The 15921-nt window shown below is 69.3% G+C and carries 14 protein-coding genes; 9 read left to right on the top strand and 5 right to left on the bottom strand.

Annotated features, from left to right (window positions below; translation table 11 throughout):
• Positions 1–274 precede the first annotated feature (274 nt).
• The 4 genes from KXR53_RS13470 to KXR53_RS13455 all read right to left on the bottom strand — a co-directional run bounded on the left by KXR53_RS13470 (position 275) and on the right by KXR53_RS13455 (position 5882).
• Positions 275–2125 (bottom strand): ABC transporter ATP-binding protein, encoded by a 1851-nt coding sequence (locus tag KXR53_RS13470; protein WP_437375687.1) that lies wholly within the window; start codon positions 2123–2125, stop codon positions 275–277.
• A 20-nt stretch (positions 2126–2145) separates the two neighbouring features.
• Positions 2146–3081 (bottom strand): ABC transporter permease, encoded by a 936-nt coding sequence (locus KXR53_RS13465; RefSeq protein WP_437375686.1) that lies wholly within the window; start codon positions 3079–3081, stop codon positions 2146–2148.
• Complete coding sequence (locus tag KXR53_RS13460) at positions 3047–4006, bottom strand: ABC transporter permease (protein WP_437375685.1); 960 nt, start codon at positions 4004–4006, stop codon at positions 3047–3049. The genes KXR53_RS13465 and KXR53_RS13460 overlap by 35 nt, the downstream gene beginning before the upstream one ends.
• Before the next feature lie 79 nt (positions 4007–4085).
• Positions 4086–5882, bottom strand: a complete 1797-nt coding sequence (locus KXR53_RS13455) for a peptide ABC transporter substrate-binding protein (protein ID WP_437375684.1) — start codon at positions 5880–5882, stop codon at positions 4086–4088.
• A gap of 330 nt (positions 5883–6212) precedes the next feature.
• Between KXR53_RS13455 and KXR53_RS13450 the strand changes: the two genes are divergently transcribed.
• From KXR53_RS13450 to KXR53_RS13430, 5 genes are all read left to right on the top strand, one after another.
• Positions 6213–7220, top strand: coding sequence for a BMP family ABC transporter substrate-binding protein (locus tag KXR53_RS13450; protein ID WP_437375683.1), 1008 nt, complete (start codon positions 6213–6215; stop codon positions 7218–7220).
• A gap of 21 nt (positions 7221–7241) precedes the next feature.
• Positions 7242–8756, top strand: coding sequence for an ABC transporter ATP-binding protein (locus KXR53_RS13445; RefSeq protein WP_437375682.1), 1515 nt, complete (start codon positions 7242–7244; stop codon positions 8754–8756).
• A gap of 193 nt (positions 8757–8949) precedes the next feature.
• Positions 8950–9990, top strand: coding sequence for an ABC transporter permease (locus KXR53_RS13440; protein WP_437375681.1), 1041 nt, complete (start codon positions 8950–8952; stop codon positions 9988–9990).
• Between the two features lie 4 nt (positions 9991–9994).
• On the top strand, positions 9995–10903 hold the full coding sequence (locus KXR53_RS13435; RefSeq protein WP_437375680.1) for an ABC transporter permease: 909 nt from the start codon (positions 9995–9997) through the stop codon (positions 10901–10903).
• 15 nt (positions 10904–10918) lie between these two features.
• Complete coding sequence (locus KXR53_RS13430) at positions 10919–11734, top strand: purine-nucleoside phosphorylase (RefSeq protein WP_437375679.1); 816 nt, start codon at positions 10919–10921, stop codon at positions 11732–11734.
• Between the two features lie 112 nt (positions 11735–11846).
• Here KXR53_RS13430 and KXR53_RS13425 read toward each other — a convergent pair whose 3' ends face one another.
• Positions 11847–13649: an IlvD/Edd family dehydratase gene (locus KXR53_RS13425; RefSeq protein ID WP_437375678.1), complete on the bottom strand. Its 1803-nt coding sequence runs from the start codon at positions 13647–13649 to the stop codon at positions 11847–11849.
• 333 nt (positions 13650–13982) lie between these two features.
• On the opposite strand from KXR53_RS13425, the gene KXR53_RS13420 reads away from it, so the two are divergent.
• Genes KXR53_RS13420 through KXR53_RS13405 form a run of 4 tightly spaced genes read left to right on the top strand, consistent with a single transcriptional unit; the run spans position 13983 to position 15917 of the window.
• Positions 13983–14360, top strand: coding sequence for a hypothetical protein (locus tag KXR53_RS13420; RefSeq protein ID WP_437375677.1), 378 nt, complete (start codon positions 13983–13985; stop codon positions 14358–14360).
• Between the two features lie 17 nt (positions 14361–14377).
• Positions 14378–14599, top strand: coding sequence for a KTSC domain-containing protein (locus KXR53_RS13415; RefSeq protein ID WP_437375676.1), 222 nt, complete (start codon positions 14378–14380; stop codon positions 14597–14599).
• 54 nt (positions 14600–14653) lie between these two features.
• Entirely contained in the window at positions 14654–15247 is a 594-nt protein-coding gene (locus KXR53_RS13410; RefSeq protein ID WP_437375675.1) for a DUF1287 domain-containing protein, read from the top strand.
• A gap of 22 nt (positions 15248–15269) precedes the next feature.
• Positions 15270–15917, top strand: a complete 648-nt coding sequence (locus KXR53_RS13405) for an HAD-IA family hydrolase (protein ID WP_437375674.1) — start codon at positions 15270–15272, stop codon at positions 15915–15917.
• The last annotated feature ends 4 nt before the right edge of the window (positions 15918–15921 follow it).

The following is a 15921-nucleotide window of genomic DNA, read 5'->3' as shown; positions in this document are numbered from 1 at the left end:
GCGGGCGCGACGGCCCGCGCCACGGAAAGCGGCTGGACGGTCGGAAATCTGCCGCTCATAGCTCCCGTGTCTCCCGATCGGACGAGTGGCCCGGCGACGGCGCTGGTCCTCCGCCGATTAGAGCCGGATCGAGCCGGAGACGGAAGGCAATTCAAATAAATACAATTTTAGTGAATTTCAATTTCCCGACGCTGTCCAGCCGGAGACTCGCGGACCTCCATGTCCGCCGCGCTCCGGTTCTCGACAGCCGCGTCGGCCCGCCCATCGCGACCTGTCAGGCCACCCTGGTGACGGCCGGCTCGGGCTCCCATTCCGCGCCCCAGAGCATCACCACATGGCCAGGCGAGACCTCGCGGTATTGGCGCACCGGCGGCACGTAGTCTGGCGAGCGTACCGGGCTCTTGATCTCGTCGTTGGAGACCGGCCGCTTCTGCAGCCGCCGCGTCGGGTCGGGGACCGGCACCGCCGCGAGCAGGCGCTTGGTGTAGGGATGCTGCGGATTGCTGAACACCGCCTCCCGCGGGCCGATCTCCACGATCTCGCCGAGATACATCACCGCGACCCGGTGGCTGGCGCGCTCGACCACCGCCATGTCGTGCGAGATGAAGAGATAGGCGAGCTTCATCCGCTCCTGCAGCTCGAGCATCAGGTTGATCACCTGCGCCTTGACCGAGACGTCGAGCGCCGAAACCGACTCGTCCGCCACGATCAGCTGCGGCTCGACCGAGAGAGCGCGCGCGATGCAGATGCGCTGGCGCTGGCCGCCCGAGAACTCGTGCGGGAAGCGGCCCGCCATGTCGGGCTGCAGGCCGACGCGGCGCAGCAGCTCGGCGACTTTTTCGCGCGCCTGCGAACGGGTGGCGAGATTGTTGATCAGCAGCGGCTCGGCGATCGTGGCGCCGATATTCATGCGCGGGTTCAGGCTGGCGAACGGGTCCTGGAAGATCATCTGCATGCGTTTGCGCCGGTCGCGCAGCGTGCGCTGGTCGAGCTTGAGGATATCCTCGCCGTCGAGCAGGACCGAGCCGGAGAGCGGCTCGATCAGGCGCATCACCGAGCGGCCGGTCGTCGACTTGCCGCAGCCGGATTCGCCGACCAGAGCCAATGTCTCGCCGGATCGCACGCTGAACGAGACGTTCTCGACCGCATGCACCCGGCCCTTGAGGCCGCCGAGCAGTCCGGAGCGGATCTCGAACCGTGTTGTCAGCCCGCTGACCTCGAGCACCGGCCGTTCGCTGGCGGCGACGGTATCGGCGGTCTCGGTCGGCGTGTCGGAGAGGCCGGTGGCGCGGTCGACGACCGGGAAGCGCATCGGCCGCCGGTGGCCGGCCATGGAGCCCAGCTTCGGCACGGCCGAGAGCAGCGCGCGGGTGTAGGGATGGTTGGCGCGGGCGAAGATATCGTCGGTCGGCCCGCTCTCGACGGCCTGGCCGTCATACATCACGACCGTGCGGTCGGCGATCTCGGCGACCACCCCCATGTCGTGGGTGATGAAGAGGACGGACATGCCCTCTTCCTCCTGCAGCAGCTTGATCAGCGCGAGGATCTGGGCCTGGATCGTCACGTCGAGCGCCGTCGTCGGCTCGTCGGCGATCAGCAGCCTCGGCTTGCAGGCCAGCGCCATGGCGATCATCACGCGCTGGCGCATGCCGCCGGAGAAGTGGTGCGGATATTCGTGGAAGCGCGACTTCGCCGCCGGAATGCGCACCTTCTCGAGCAGCCGCACGGTCTCGGCCTCGGCTTCGGCGCGCGACAGGCCGCGATGCAGGACGAGCGCCTCGGCGATCTGGAAGCCGATGGTCAGCACCGGGTTCAGCGAGGTCATCGGCTCCTGGAAGATCATCGCGATGTCGTCGCCGCGGATCTTGCGCATCTCGGCATCGGGCAGCCTGAGCACGTCGGTGCCGCCGAGCCTGACGCTGCCTTCGACCTTGCTCGAGCCGGCCGGCGTCAGCCGCATGATCGACAGCGCCGTGACGCTCTTGCCCGAGCCGGATTCGCCGACCAGCGCGACGGTCTGCTGCGGTGCGACGTCGAAGGAGACGTCGCGGACGACGGTGCGCCACCGGCCGTCGACGCGGAAGGCGGTGGTCAGGTTGGAAACGGACAGGATCGGGCTGGTCATGGGCGGTCCGATCGTTCTGGTCAGACGACGCGGCGGGGATCGAGCGCGTCCCGCAGGCCGTCGCCGATGAAGTTGATGGCGAGGACGGTGAGGAAGATCGCCGCCCCGGGGAACAGCGCCCAGTGCGGGGCGACGTCGAGATAGTCCTTGGCGTCGAACAGCAGCCGGCCCCATGTCGGGATGTCCGGCGGGAAACCGAGGCCGAGGAAGGACAGGGTTGATTCCGCGATGATCGCGGACGACACCTCGATCGAGCTGGCGACGATGACCGGGCCGACGGCGTTGGGCAGGATGTGGTGGACCGTCTGCCGCCAGCGCGTCGCGCCCGCGGCGCGCGCCGCCTCGACGAACTCCTTCTCGCGCAGCGACAGGAACTGGGCGCGCACCAGCCGGGCCACCGGCATCCAGCGCAGCCCGCCGATGACGATCACGATCAGGACGAAGACGCCGCCCTCGACCCCGAACACGGCCTTCAGCTGCTCGCGGAACAGGTAGATCACCAGCAGCAGCAGCGGCAGCTGCGGCAGCGACAGGAACAGATCCGTCACCCACATCAGAAACGGATCGAGCGCGCGACGGGACATGCCGGCGAGGGCCCCGACCACGACGCCGACGACGGTGGACACCACCATGGCGGCGAGGCCGACGGCGAGCGAGATGCGCCCGCCATAGATCATCCGCGCGAGCAGGTCCTGGCCGAGATCGTCGGTGCCGAACGGGTGGGCCCAGGACGGGCCCTCGAGCTGGGCGGTGAAGTCGATCTCGTTGATCGGCACCGGCCAGAACAGGGGGCCGACGAGGACGCCGATGACGAGCAGGCCGAGCACGGCCGCGCTGACCATGGCCAGGCGATGGCGTCGGAAGCGGCGCCAGGTCTCCCGCGCGGGCGAAACCGAGACGCTCTGCCCCGGCGCCGCCGGCTCAGCGGAAGGAGATGCGAGGGTCGAGCCAGCCATAGAGCAGATCCGCGATCAGGTTGAACAGGACGACGAGGCAGGCGAAGACGAAGGTGACCGCCATGACCACAGGCGTGTCGTTGGCGAGGATGGCGGTGATCAGCAGCGAGCCGATGCCGGGCACCCGGAAGATCTGTTCGGTGACGATCGCGCCACCGAAGACGGCCGGCATCTGCAGCGCGACCATCGTCACCACCGGGATCAGCGCGTTGCGGGCGATGTGGCGGCGGGTGATGGTTCTCTCGCTGAGGCCCTTGGCGCGCGCCGTGGTGACATAGTCGAGCCTGACGACATCGAGCACGGCCGAGCGCACATAGCGCGTGTAGGACGCTGCCTGGAACAGGCCGAGCACGGTGATCGGCATGATCGCCTGCCGCAGCATCTCCCAGTACCAGCGCCACCCCGTCGCCGCGATGTCGGAGCGGTAGACGAAGGGCAGCCAGTCCAGCTTGATCGAGAACAGCAGGATGAAGAGAAGGCCGGTGAAGAAGGTCGGCAGCGAGAAGCCGATGAAGGCGAAGGTGTTGGCGATCTGGTCGAACACCGAATAGGGCCGCGTCGCGGCATAGATGCCGATCGGCAACGCGACCGCGAGCGCCAGGATCTGCGACGAGCCGACGACGAAGAGCGTGGCCGGAAGGCTCTGCAGGATGAGATCGTCGACGTCGATCCGGCTGGCGAAGGAAAAGCCCCAGTCACCCTGCGCCATCGCCACCAGCCAGCGCAGATAGCGCACCATCACCGGGTCATCCATGCCGAACTTGGCGCGCAGCGCCATCCGCACCTCTGGGGGCACGTTGGGGTTGGTCGCAAGTTCGGAGAACGGATCGCCCGGCGCCAGCGCCAGGATCGTGAACAGGATCAGGCTGATGGCCAGAAGGCTCGGAATGGCGATCAGCAGTCGCCGCAGCAGGTAACTCGCCATGGGCGATCTCCTCGGGCCGGTCGCGAAGGGGGCGGATCCGATCCATCGGATCCGCCCGGTGCGAAGAGGAGCTAACGCGTCACGCGGGACCGTTGCGGTACCAACTCGCCAGCGCCCAGAGATCGTTGTCCCAGCCGCTGAAGTTCGGAGTCAGCGTGTTGGAGGCCGAGGCCACGCGGTTGCGCGACAACAGCGGCAGGATGACATTGGCCTCGCAGAAGATCTCGTTGACCTTGATCAGCAGCTCGGCGCGCTTGGCCGGGTCGAGCTCCCGCTGCGCCGCCCGGTAGGCCTCGTCCGCCTCCTTGCTGGAATAGCGCGAGATGTTGCGGCCCAGCCACTTGTTCTCCTTGCTGGCGATTTCCCACGACACGAGCTGGTTCAGGAAGCGCTCGGGGTCGGGCGAATCCTGGGTCGTGGTGTACATCTCCATGTCGGCATAGAGCTTGGTGTAGGTGTCCGGATTGGCGACGTCGGAGGAGAAGAACACCGAAGCGGTCACCGATTTCAGCTCGAGTTCGATGCCGGCCTTCTGGCAGGCCTGCTTGATGATCGCCTGCGTCTTCTGGCGCGGCGCGTTGATCGACGTCTGGAAGACGTATTTCAGCTTCTTGCCGTCCTTCTCGCGGATGCCGTCGCTGCCGCGCGTCCAGCCGGCCTGGTCGAGGATCGCGTTCGCCTTCTCGATGTTGAACTCGTAGGTCAGCTTCTTCGACTTGAACCGCTCCGGCTGGTTGACGAAGCTCGCCGTCGCAGTGCCGCCGCGCCCATAGATGAACTTCTGGATCGAATCGCGGTCGATCAGCAGGTTGATCGCCTGGCGCACCGCCGGATCGCTCAGGGTCGGGTGCTTGGTCTTGACGCTGGAGCGCTCGCCGTCGACTTCGGTCCAGGGGTCGGTGGTGTTGAGGATGATGAACTCGATATTGCCGCTGGCGACGGTCAGCACGCGGCCGCGCCCGCCATCCTCCATGCGCTTCAGGACCTCGTCCTCGACCTGCATGTTCCAGGCATAGTCGTATTCGCCGGTCTGCAGCACCGCGCGCGCCGCCGAGACCGCATCGCCGCCGCCCTTGATCTCGATCGTGTCGAAATGCGGCTGGTTCTTGACGTGATAGTCGGGGTTGCGCTCGCCGAGGACGATGTCGCCCGGCTTGAAGTCGACGAATTTGTACGGGCCGGTCCCGACCGGCTTCAGGTTCGCCGGGGCATCGCGCGAATTGGCGCCCTTGTAGTCGCCGAAATGGTGCTTCGGGATGATCGGGCCGACGATGCCGACGAAGGGGCCGGCCCAGAAGGGCTGCGGCTGCGGGAAGATCACCTTGACGGTGTGATCGTCCACCTTCTCGAACTTGATGCCCGCGTAGGACCCGGTGGTATAGGCGGCCGTCTCCGGATCGGCCGCGTATGCGGCGGTGAACACGACGTCGTCGGCCGTGAACGGCTGGCCGTCATGCCATTTGACGTCGCGCTTCAGCTTCCAGGTCACGGTCATGCCGTCGGCCGAGAGACCGCCGTTCTCCCGCGTCGGAACTTCCGCCGCCAGAATGGGAACGAGATTGCCCTCGCGGTCCCAGCCGGCGAGCGGCTCGTAGAACACGCGCGAGGCTTCCTGGTCCTTGGTGCCGCTGGCGAAGTGCGGATTCAGCAAGGTCGGCGCCTGCCACAGAAGGATCTTGAGCGGCCCGCCGCCCCCCGCCTGGGTCGGCTTGTAGTCGCTGGCCGGCTGCGCCATGGCGACGCCGTGCCAGACCAGGAGCTGGCTGGCCACCGGGGCCGCAACGCCCGCCGCCACCATCGTCCTGACGAAGGAGCGCCGCGATAGAGCACCCTGCTTCACATCCGCGATCAGCTTTCGCAGCAGCTTTTCATTCATGATTGCCCCTCTGTTTACTGTCGTTGCAATTTGATCCGATTTCTTTGCGATCGGGCTTCCACCCCATATTTCTTTGGTCCGACATAGGGGCATAGGAGGCCCCATTCGTCAATCTTGGGAACGGCCTCCTCTCGACACTGTGCAAGTCAGCGAGCCGGGCCGCGCAATCGCCGCCATGCGCGTTGACGAATCGACCGGCAGCCGCCAAAGGTGAACCGCCGGTACCGGTGCCCCGGTCTGCAGAACCGCCGCCGGCGGTTCCGGGCGTGCCGGCGATCGCGAGGGAAATGGGGGAAGGCCATGCGCAACCAGGGACGACCGCGGCATCTCATGGGTTCGATCGCGGCCGTCGCGGCGGCCCTCGCCATCGGCGCCGCCGCGCCGGCGCAGCCGGCTGGCGGCAAGCTGGTCTACGTGTCGCCGGACCCGCTCGGGGTGAACGACTTCCTGAAGCTCGGCAAGAAGGGCGTCGAGGACGCCGCGGCCGCGATCGGCGGCGAAGCGAAGGTCTATGAGAGCACCGATCCCGCCACCCGCCGCCAGAATGTCGAGGCGGCGGCGCGCGAGGGCGCCGCGGTGGTGATCGTGCTCGGCTTCGAGTTCGGCGACATCGTGCCGGACACGGCGGCCAAGTTCCCGGATATCAAGTTCCTGATCGTCGACCAGTGCATCCAGAAGCCGATGCCGAACGTCTACTGTGCCGTGTTCCGCGAGCACGAGGGCGCCTATCTGGCCGGCGCCGAGGCGGCGCTGACCTCCGAGAGCGGCACGATCGGCGCCGTCGGCGCGCTCGACATCCCCTTCCTGCACCGCTTCACCGATGGCTTCGCCGCCGGCGCCAAGGCGGTCAATGACGAGGTCGTGGTCAGCCCGACCCTCTGGGTCGGCGGCGACAACCCGTTCTCCGACCCTGTGCGCGCGCAGCAGCAGGCGGTGTCGATGATCAGCGAGGGCGCCGACCGGGTGCTGGCCGCCACCTCCGGCGGCAATGGCGGCATCTTCAAGGCGGCGGAGGCGACGCCCGGAACCCTGACCTTCGGCGTCGACGTCAACCAGTGCCCGCATGCGCCGGGCGTGGTCATGGACAATATCGAGAAGAAGGTCGACGTCGCCCTGGTCGAGGCGGTCAAGGGCATCCTCGCCGGCACCCAGGCGCCGCTGACCTCCTACGGGCTGAAGGAGGGCGGCATCACCCTGACCGGCCTCGGCGACGATGTCGCCAGCTCCCAATGCCTGATCGCCGAGCACCCCGACGTGCTCGCCAAGGTCCGCGAGATCCGCGACGCCATCGTCGCCGGCACGGTGGCGGTGCCCGACCCGATGACGGCCGGCCAGTAAGCCGGTCCCGGGAGGCCGGGGATGCCCTTCCTGGAGATGCACGGCATCGTCAAACGCTATCCCGGCGTGCTGGCGAACGACCATATCGACCTGACGGTCGAAGCCGGCGAGATCCATGCGGTGATGGGCGAGAACGGAGCCGGCAAGTCGACCTTGATGGGCATCCTCTACGGCCTCGTGCATCCGGACGAGGGCGAGATCGTGATCGACGGCCGGCAGCGGCCGTTCCGCTCGCCCATCGATGCCATCGCCGCCGGCCTCGGCATGGTGCACCAGGCGTTCAAGCTGTTCGACAGCCTGACGGTCTGGGAGAACGTGGCCTATCGGGCCGAGCCGCGACGGGGGCCGTTCATCGACCGCGCCGCCGCCCGAAGTCGGGTGGCGGAGCTGGCGCAGCGTTACGGCCTGCCGGTCGATCCCGACGCCCGCGTCGGCCCGCTGCCGGTCGGGGTCAAGCAGCGGATCGAGATCCTGAAGGCGCTGTACCGCGATGCCCGCATCCTGATCCTGGACGAGCCGACGGCGGTGCTGACGCCGGGCGAGCGCGATGGGCTGTTCCAGGTGATGCGCAGCCTGGCGGCGGACGGGCGGACCATCCTGTTCGTCACCCACAAGATCCACGAGGTGATGGCGGTGACCGACCGCATCACCGTGCTGCGCGACGGCCGCGTCGCCGACCGCATGGTCACGGCCGAGACCGAGCCGCAGGCGATCATCCGGGCGATGACCGGCCGCAACGTCACCCTCACCGTCGCCAGGACGCCGGCCGAGCCCGGCCGGCCGCTGCTGGAGGTCGAGGGGCTGACCCTGAACGCATCGGGCGGTCGACCTGTGGTCGACGGCGTTTCCTTCGCCGTGCGGGCAGGGGAGATCGTCGGCATCGCCGGCGTCGCCGGCAACGGCCAGACCGAGCTGATCGAGATCATGGCCGGGCTCAGGTCCGCCGACGCCGGCACGGTGCGGGTCGGCGGGCGCGACGTCACCGCTGCCGGCGTGGCCGGCCGCCGCGCCGCCGGCATCGCCTATGTGCCGGAGGACCGTGCCCACACCGGCACCGCGCTGCGCGCCAGCGCCACCGACAATCTCGGCATGGGCTTTCACCGCCGGCCGCCGCTGTCGCGCCGCGGCGTGCTGGACCCGGCGGCGATGCGGGACCGGGCGCGCGGCCTGATCGGGCGCTTCGGCATCAAGATCCCGGGCGAGGGTACGGCGGTCGGCACCCTGTCCGGCGGCAACCTGCAGAAGGTGGTGGTGGCGCGCGAGCTGGACCACGAAGCGCCGGTGCTGATCGCCGAGCAGCCGACCCGCGGCGTCGATGTCGGCGCCATCGAGTTCATCCACGCGCAGCTGGTGGCGGAGCGCGACCGCGGCCGCGCCGTGCTGCTGGTCTCGGCCGAGCTGAGCGAGATCCTCGCCCTCTCCGACCGGGTGCTGGTGATGTATGAGGGCCGGGTGATCGCCGAGGTGCTGGGCGCCGAGGCCACCGAGACCAGCCTCGGCCTGCTGATGGCTGGCGTCACCGAGGCTGCGGCATGACGGGCGCTTCGAACGCGTTGCCTCTCCCGCTTGCGGGAGAGGTCGGAGACGCAAAGCGGCTCCGGGTGAGGGCCCTTTGTCGAGGCCGGTGCCAGCCCTCACCCGGACGCCCTGGCGGGCGTCCGACCTCTCCCGCCCCGCGGGAGAGGCAACGCAACAGGAACAGCTCCGAATTCCAGCACCCGAGGCGCCCATGACCGCCGCCGCTACCGTCCTGCGCGGCGCCGCGACCTCCTCCGTGCTCTGGGCGATCCTAGGCGGGCTCGTCATCGGGGCGCTGATCACGCTCGCCGCCGGGCACGACCCGGTCGCGGTCTATCGCGAGATTCTGGTCGGGGCGGTGGCGGGGCCGAACCTGGCCGAGACCGTCGCCCGGGCGGTGCCGCTGGTGGGCATGACCCTGGTCGCGGCCATCCCGCTGCGCGGCGGCATGGTCAATCTCGGCGGCGACGGGCAGCTGGTGCTGGGCGGGATGGTGGCGGCGCTGGTGGCGCTGTACCTGCCGGCGCCTGGCGCGGTGCGGCTGGTGGCCGCGATCCTGGCGGCGATGGCCGTGTCCGGCGCCTATGCCGCGCTGGCCGCCTGGGGCGAGGTGCGCTTCGGTGTGCCGCTGCTGATCTCCACCCTGCTGCTCAGCTACCCGGCCCAGGGCGTGACCTCCTATCTGGCGCGCTTCCCGCTGCGCGACCCGTCGACCGGCCTGCCAGAGACCTTTCGGATCGAGGAGACGGCGCGGCTGCCGGTGCTGGTGCCGGGCACGCCGATCACCTGGGGCCTGGTCCTGCTGCTGCTGGTGATCGCCGCCGTCGTCTTCATCGACCGGCGCGGCGCAGCCGGCTACGAGCTGCGGCTGCGTGGCCTGAACCCGCGCTTCGTCGCCTATGGCGGCGTCGATCTCGGCCGCCAGACCATATGGACGCTGTTCGCCAGCGGCGCCGTCGCCGGGCTGGTCGGGGCCATGCTGGTGCTGGGCGACCAGTTCCGCTTCACCGACGGGGCTCTGCTGTCGCCGGCTTATACCTGGTCGGGGCTGATGGCGGCGCTGCTGGCGATGGGCGAGCCGGTCGGCGCCGTCTGCGCCGGGCTGTTCTTCGCCGCGCTGCAGACCGGCGGCTTCGCCATGGAGCGGGCGACCGAGGTGCCGCGGGTGCTGACCCTGGTGCTGCAGGCGGTGATCATCCTGCTGCTGGCGATGCGCCACGGCCTGCGCCGCCGAAACCTGCGGGGGCGCTGACGCCATGGACTGGCTGTCCCTGCTCAACGCCGTCCTGTTCGCCCAGACCATCCAGGCGGTGACGCCGATCCTCTTGGCCGCCCTGGCCGGGGTGCTGTGCGACCGCGCCGGCGTGTTCAACATCGCGCTGGAAGGCCAGATGCTGATCGGCGCCTTCGCCGCCATCGCCGGCACCTGGTACACCGGCAGCGTCGCCGGCGGCGTGGCCGTCGCGCTCGTCGGCACCATGGCCTTCGCCGCCATCCTGGCCCTGGGATCGACCTGGTTCCGCGGCGACCCGATCGTCATCGGCATCGGCCTCAACCTGCTGGCCTCCGGCCTGACCGCCTTCCTGCTGCGGATCCTGTTCGGCGTCTCCGGCACCTTCACCGACCCGGCGATGCAGGACCTGCCGCGGATCGTGCTGCCGCGGATCGCGGCGGTGCCCTGGTTCAGCCGCGTCTTCGGCAGCCACAGCGTGCTGACCTGGGCGGCCTGGATCCTGGTGGCGCTGATCGCCGTGTTCCTGTTCCGCACCATCTGGGGCCTGCGGCTGCGCGGGGTGGGCGAACGGCCGGATGCGGCCGAGACGCTGGGCGCCGACGTCGCCCGCACCCGTATCGCCGCCGTGCTCGCGGGCGGCGCCCTGTGCGGCCTGGCCGGGGCGCAGCTGTCGCTCGGCAGCGTCACCCTGTTCGCCGAGGACATGAGCGCCGGGCGCGGCTGGATCGCGGTGGTGGCGGTGATGCTCGGCCGCGGCCACCCGGTCGGCGTCGCCCTGGCCTGCCTCTTGTTCGGCTTCGCCGACGCCGCCGGCCTGCGCCTGCAGGGCAGGGGGCTGCCAAACCAGCTCACCGATATGGCACCCTATGTGATCACCTTGGTCGCGCTGGTCGTCGCCCGCGCGCGGCGCCGGCGCGGCGCCATGGCCTGAGGATCGAGAGAGGACATGATGGAAGACCCCTATGCCCTGGCGGAAAGCGCCGCCGCGGCGCTGAAGGCGAAGCTCGGCGCCGACCACCATGCCGCGATCGTGCTCGGCTCCGGCTGGGCGCCTGCGGTGGACAGGATCGGCGAGACCGTGGCCGAGGTGCCCTTCACCGAGATCCCGGGCTTCCCGCCGACCACGGTGCTGGGCCACAAGGGCGTGTTCCGCAGCGTGAAGGCCGGCGACCGGCGCATCCTGGTGATGGCCGGGCGGGTGCATCTCTATGAAGGCCATCCGCCGGCCAAGGTGGTGCATGGTGTGCGCAGCATGGTGCTGGCCGGAACGAAGATCGTGGTCCTGACCAATGCCTGCGGTGGCCTGCGCCCCGGCATGAAGCCGGGCGAGCCGGTGCTGATCCGCGACCACATCAACTTCACCGGGGTGTCGCCGCTGGCCGGCCCGAACCCGGACCGGCTGGGGCCGCGCTTCGTCGACCTGACCGGCTGCTATTCGCCGCGGCTGCGGCAGGCGGCGCAGAAGCTGGACCCGACGCTGACCGAAGGCGTCTATGTCGGCTTCCCCGGCCCGATGTTCGAGACGCCGGCGGAGATCCAGATGGTCGGCCGCTGGGGCGGCGACATGGTCGGCATGTCGACGGTGCTGGAGGCGATCGCCGCCCGCCATCTCGGCGCCAAGGTGCTGGGCCTGTCGCTGGTCACCAACCTCGCCGCCGGCCTGCCGGGCGCCGATCTCGACCACGAGCACATCCTCGAGGTCGCCCGCGGCACCGCCGAACGGATGGGCGGGCTGTTCCACGACCTGGTGCGGGTGATCTGAGACCCGCGAACCCGTCATTGCGAGCGCAGCGAAGCAATCCAGGGCGGCTCGCATTGGCCCCTGGATTGCTTCGTCGGCTTCGCCTCCTCGCAATGACGGCGGTTGGCAATGGCTAGTGGTTGTTGCGCGGCACGCCCTTGGTCTGGGCGACGCGCTGGTACTTGAGCGCCGGCCTGAGGGCCATGCCCTCGGCCAGCTGGTCGGTCATCCCGCGCTGGATCTCCTGCCACGGGGTCTGGCTGGCCGGATACTTGTAGCCGCCCTGGGCCTCCAGCTCGGCCCGGCGCCGCGCCAGCTCCTCGTCCGAGACCAGGACGTTCACGGTGCGCTGGCGCAGGTCGACCCGGATCCTGTCCCCGGTCTTCAGCAAAGCGAGACCCCCGCCGGCCGCGGCCTCGGGCGAGGCGTTCAGGATGGACGGGGAGCCTGACGTCCCCGACTGCCGGCCGTCGCCGATGCAGGGCAGGGCGTGGACGCCCCGCTGGATCAGGCGCGCCGGCGGCTGCATGTTCACCACCTCGGCGGCGCCGGGATAGCCGATCGGCCCGGTGCCGCGGATGACCAGGATTGAGAACTCGTCGATCTCGAGCGACGGGTCATCGATCCGGTGGTGGTAGTCCTCGGGCCCGTCGAAGACCACGGCCTTGCCCTCGAAGGCGTCCGGGTCCTGCGGGTTCGACAGGTAGCGGTCCCGGAACTCCGGCGAGACCACGCTGGTCTTCATGATCGCGCTGTCGAACAGGTTGCCCTTGAGGTTGAGGAAGCCGGCCTTGGCCTTCAGCGGCCGGTCGGCCGGGCGGATCACCTCGGGGTTCAGGTTCTCGACGTTGCGGCAGTTGTCGCCGATGGTGCGGCCGTTGACCGTCATCGCCTCGGGATGCGGCAGCAGGCCGGCCTTCAGCAGCTCCGCCACCACGGCCGGCACGCCGCCCGCCTGGTGGTAGTCCTCGCCGAGATACTCCCCGGCCGGCTGCAGATTGACCAGGAGGGGGATCTCATGGCCGATCCTCTCCCAGTCGTCATTGTCGAGCGGCACGCCGAGATGCCCGGCGATGGCGTTCAGATGGATCGGGGCGTTGGTCGACCCGCCGATGGCGGAGTTGATCACGATCGCGTTCTCGAACGCCTCCCGGGTCATGATGTCGGACGGCTTCACGTCCTGCTGCACCAGCTCGACGATGCGCTTTCCGGTCTCGAAGGCGATCTGGCCGCGCTCCCGGTACGGGGCCGGGATGGCGGCCGAGCCCGGCAGCTGCATGCCCAGCGCCTCGGCCAGCGAGTTCATGGTCGAGGCCGTGCCCATGGTGTTGCAGTAGCCGACCGACGGGGCCGAGGCCGCGACGATCTCCATGAACTCGTTGTAGTCGATCTCGCCGGTCGCCAGCCGCTCGCGCGACCGCCAGACGATGGTGCCGGACCCGACCCGCTCGCCCTTGTGCCAGCCGTTCAGCATCGGCCCGACCGACAGGGCGATAGCCGGGACGTTGACGGTGGCCGCCGCCATCAGCAGCGCGGGCGTGGTCTTGTCGCAGCCGACGGTCAGGACGACGCCGTCGATCGGATAGCCGTACAGAACCTCGACCAGCGAGAGATAGGCGAGGTTGCGGTCCAGCGTGGCCGACGGGCGCTTGCCGGTTTCCTGGATCGGATGGCAAGGGAACTCGAACGGCACGCCGCCGGCGGCGCGGATGCCGTCGCGCACGCGCTTCGCCAGCTCGAGGTGATGCCGGTTGCAGGGCGACAGGTCGGACCCGGTCTGGGCGATGCCGATCATCGGCTTGCCCGACTGGAGCTCCTCGCGCGTGATCCCGAAATTCAGGTAGCGCTCGATATACAGGGCGGTCATCCCGGGATCGTCCGGGTTGTCGAACCACTGCTGGGACCGCAGCGGTCGCGATCGGTCTGGGCCGGCCATCGTTCTTCTTCCTCCAAGCGCCGCGTTTCGTCGGCGCTGAACAGCAGAGCAAATGTAGGACGATATTATGGCACCGGCGCGCGGCCCAGGCCCATACGGATTTGTCGGGCCGGCTGTCGCGGCGCCGTGCCATGGGCGGACACGCCGTAGCTTAGTGCGATGTTTTAATGCTGCGGAAATTCGTCGGGAATAGCAAGTATCAATTGGGCGAGGCGAAGCCTGCCGAAAGCGAGAATCGATATTTGTAAGTTCCAGATAGGAACTGGTCGAAGCGATTCGCCATTTTCGACATGAAAAGCTGTCAGTTTAGCTTGGTCCAGGATGGAGGATCACATGGTTTCCTTGAAGATGATGGCCACCGTTGCGGGGCTCGCCTTCGCTGCGGCGGCGCTGCCGGCGGCCGGGCAGGGCGTCCCTGTTCCGGCCTGCAACAACAATACCGTGAATGGTTGCCCGCCCGGCGTGAACGTTCAGCCCGGCGGTCCCAACGGGCTCGGCCTGCGGGGCAACGGCTCGGGTGTGAGCGCCATGGACAGCCATCCCGTCCCGACCATGCCGAGCGGCGGCCCGAACGGGCTCGGCCTGCGGGGCAGCGGTACGGGTGTAAGCGCCATGGGCAGCAGCCAGATCGTTACGCCTCCGGGCGCTCTCGATCCGAACGGCCTCGGCCTGCGCGGCACCGGCGTGCCCGGCCAGGGCAGTGCCTATTGATCCGACGAGAGGCCCCGATGCGGCGCATCGGGCGGGTTCCGCTGGACTCCAGCGCCGTGGCCTCGGTCGGCTATGATCCGAAGACCATGGCGCTGGACGTCGAATATGCCGGCGGGGCCGTGTATCGCTATTACCCGGTCCCGGACCGCGTCTATCGGCAGCTGCTGCAGGCGGAGTCGAAGGGCCGGTTCGTGAACGCCCGCATCCGGGACGCCTATCCGTTCCGCCGCATCGCCTAACGATCTCTGAGTCGTCTGCCGCAATCCGGTCACCGGATGCTGTTCGATGGCCGGATGCGGCGCCGTCTCTTCTTCTCCCTCGCTTTCATCCTGCCGATCGCCGGCCGTGCCGCCCGGGCGACGCCGCCGGACTGGCCGCAGCGGCTGGTGGCCGCGGCGGAGAGCCAGATCGGGGTGACGGTGACCTACGACCCCGCCTATGTCGGCCTGGCCTATCCCGGCGGCGACGTGCCGCGCGACCGCGGCGTCTGCACCGATGTGGTGATCCGGGCCTATCGGGACGCCTTCGGCATCGATCTGCAGCGCCTGGTCCACGAGGACATGAAGGCGAACTTCTCGCGCTATCCGCGGAGTTGGGGCCTGGACCGGCCGGATCGCAACATCGACCACCGGCGGGTGCCGAATCTGCAGGTCTTCTTCCGTCGGCACGGCCTCGCCCTGCCGACGGACGTCGCGCCGGCCGGGTTCGCCGAGGGCGATCTCGTCACCCAGATGCTGCCGGGGAACCTGCCGCACATCGCCCTTGTGACCGGTCGTCGCGGTGCCAGCGGCGCGCCACTCATCGTGCATAATATCGGCGGCGGGACTCGGCTCGAGGACCGGCTGCCCGATTTTTCGATCACCGGCCGCTACCGTTTCATCGGCTAGGGCCGCAGCGAGAAGGCCCTGCATGAAAGCCGCGATCTTCGATCTCGACGGCACCCTGGTCGACAGTGCGCCGGACATCACCCATGCGGTCAACCGCATGCTGGCCGACCGCGGCGCGCCGGCGCAGGAGGTGTCCTTCATCGAGACCCTGGTGGGAGAGGGGGCGCGGGCGCTGGTGGCCAAGCTGCACCGGGCGCTGGACCTGCCGGCCGAGGATGTCGACCGCGACACCCGGATCTATCTCGATTACTACGCCGCCCGGCCGGTGGCCGAGTCGCGGCTCTATGCCGATGCGGCGACGGCGCTGCCGGCGCTGCGGGCGGCCGGCATCCGCCTCGGCGTCTGCACCAACAAGCCGCAGGCGCTGGCCGAGCAGGTGCTGGACCGGCTCGGGCTGCTGGCCCACCTCTCCGCCGTGGTCGGCGCCGACACCACACCGCATGTGAAGCCGGACCCGCGGCCGCTGCTGCACACGCTCGACGCGCTGGGGGCGGCGCCGGGCGAGGCGGTCTATGTCGGCGACACCGGCATCGACCTGGCCTGCGCCCGGGCGGCCGGGGTGCCCTGCCGGATCGTCGACTGGGGCACGGGCCGGGCGGTGCCGGTGGAGGATTCCACGCGGCTGGCCCGCTTCGGCGACCTGCTGCCCGCCTCGGTTCCGGCCGCCTAGAGGG

Origin of the sequence: Inquilinus limosus, from assembly GCF_051487185.1 — a bacterium.
GTDB lineage: Bacteria > Pseudomonadota > Alphaproteobacteria > DSM-16000 > Inquilinaceae > Inquilinus > Inquilinus limosus_F.
The sequence above is the reverse complement of the archived record's forward strand: the minus strand, read 5'-3'. Positions and strand labels throughout refer to the sequence as shown.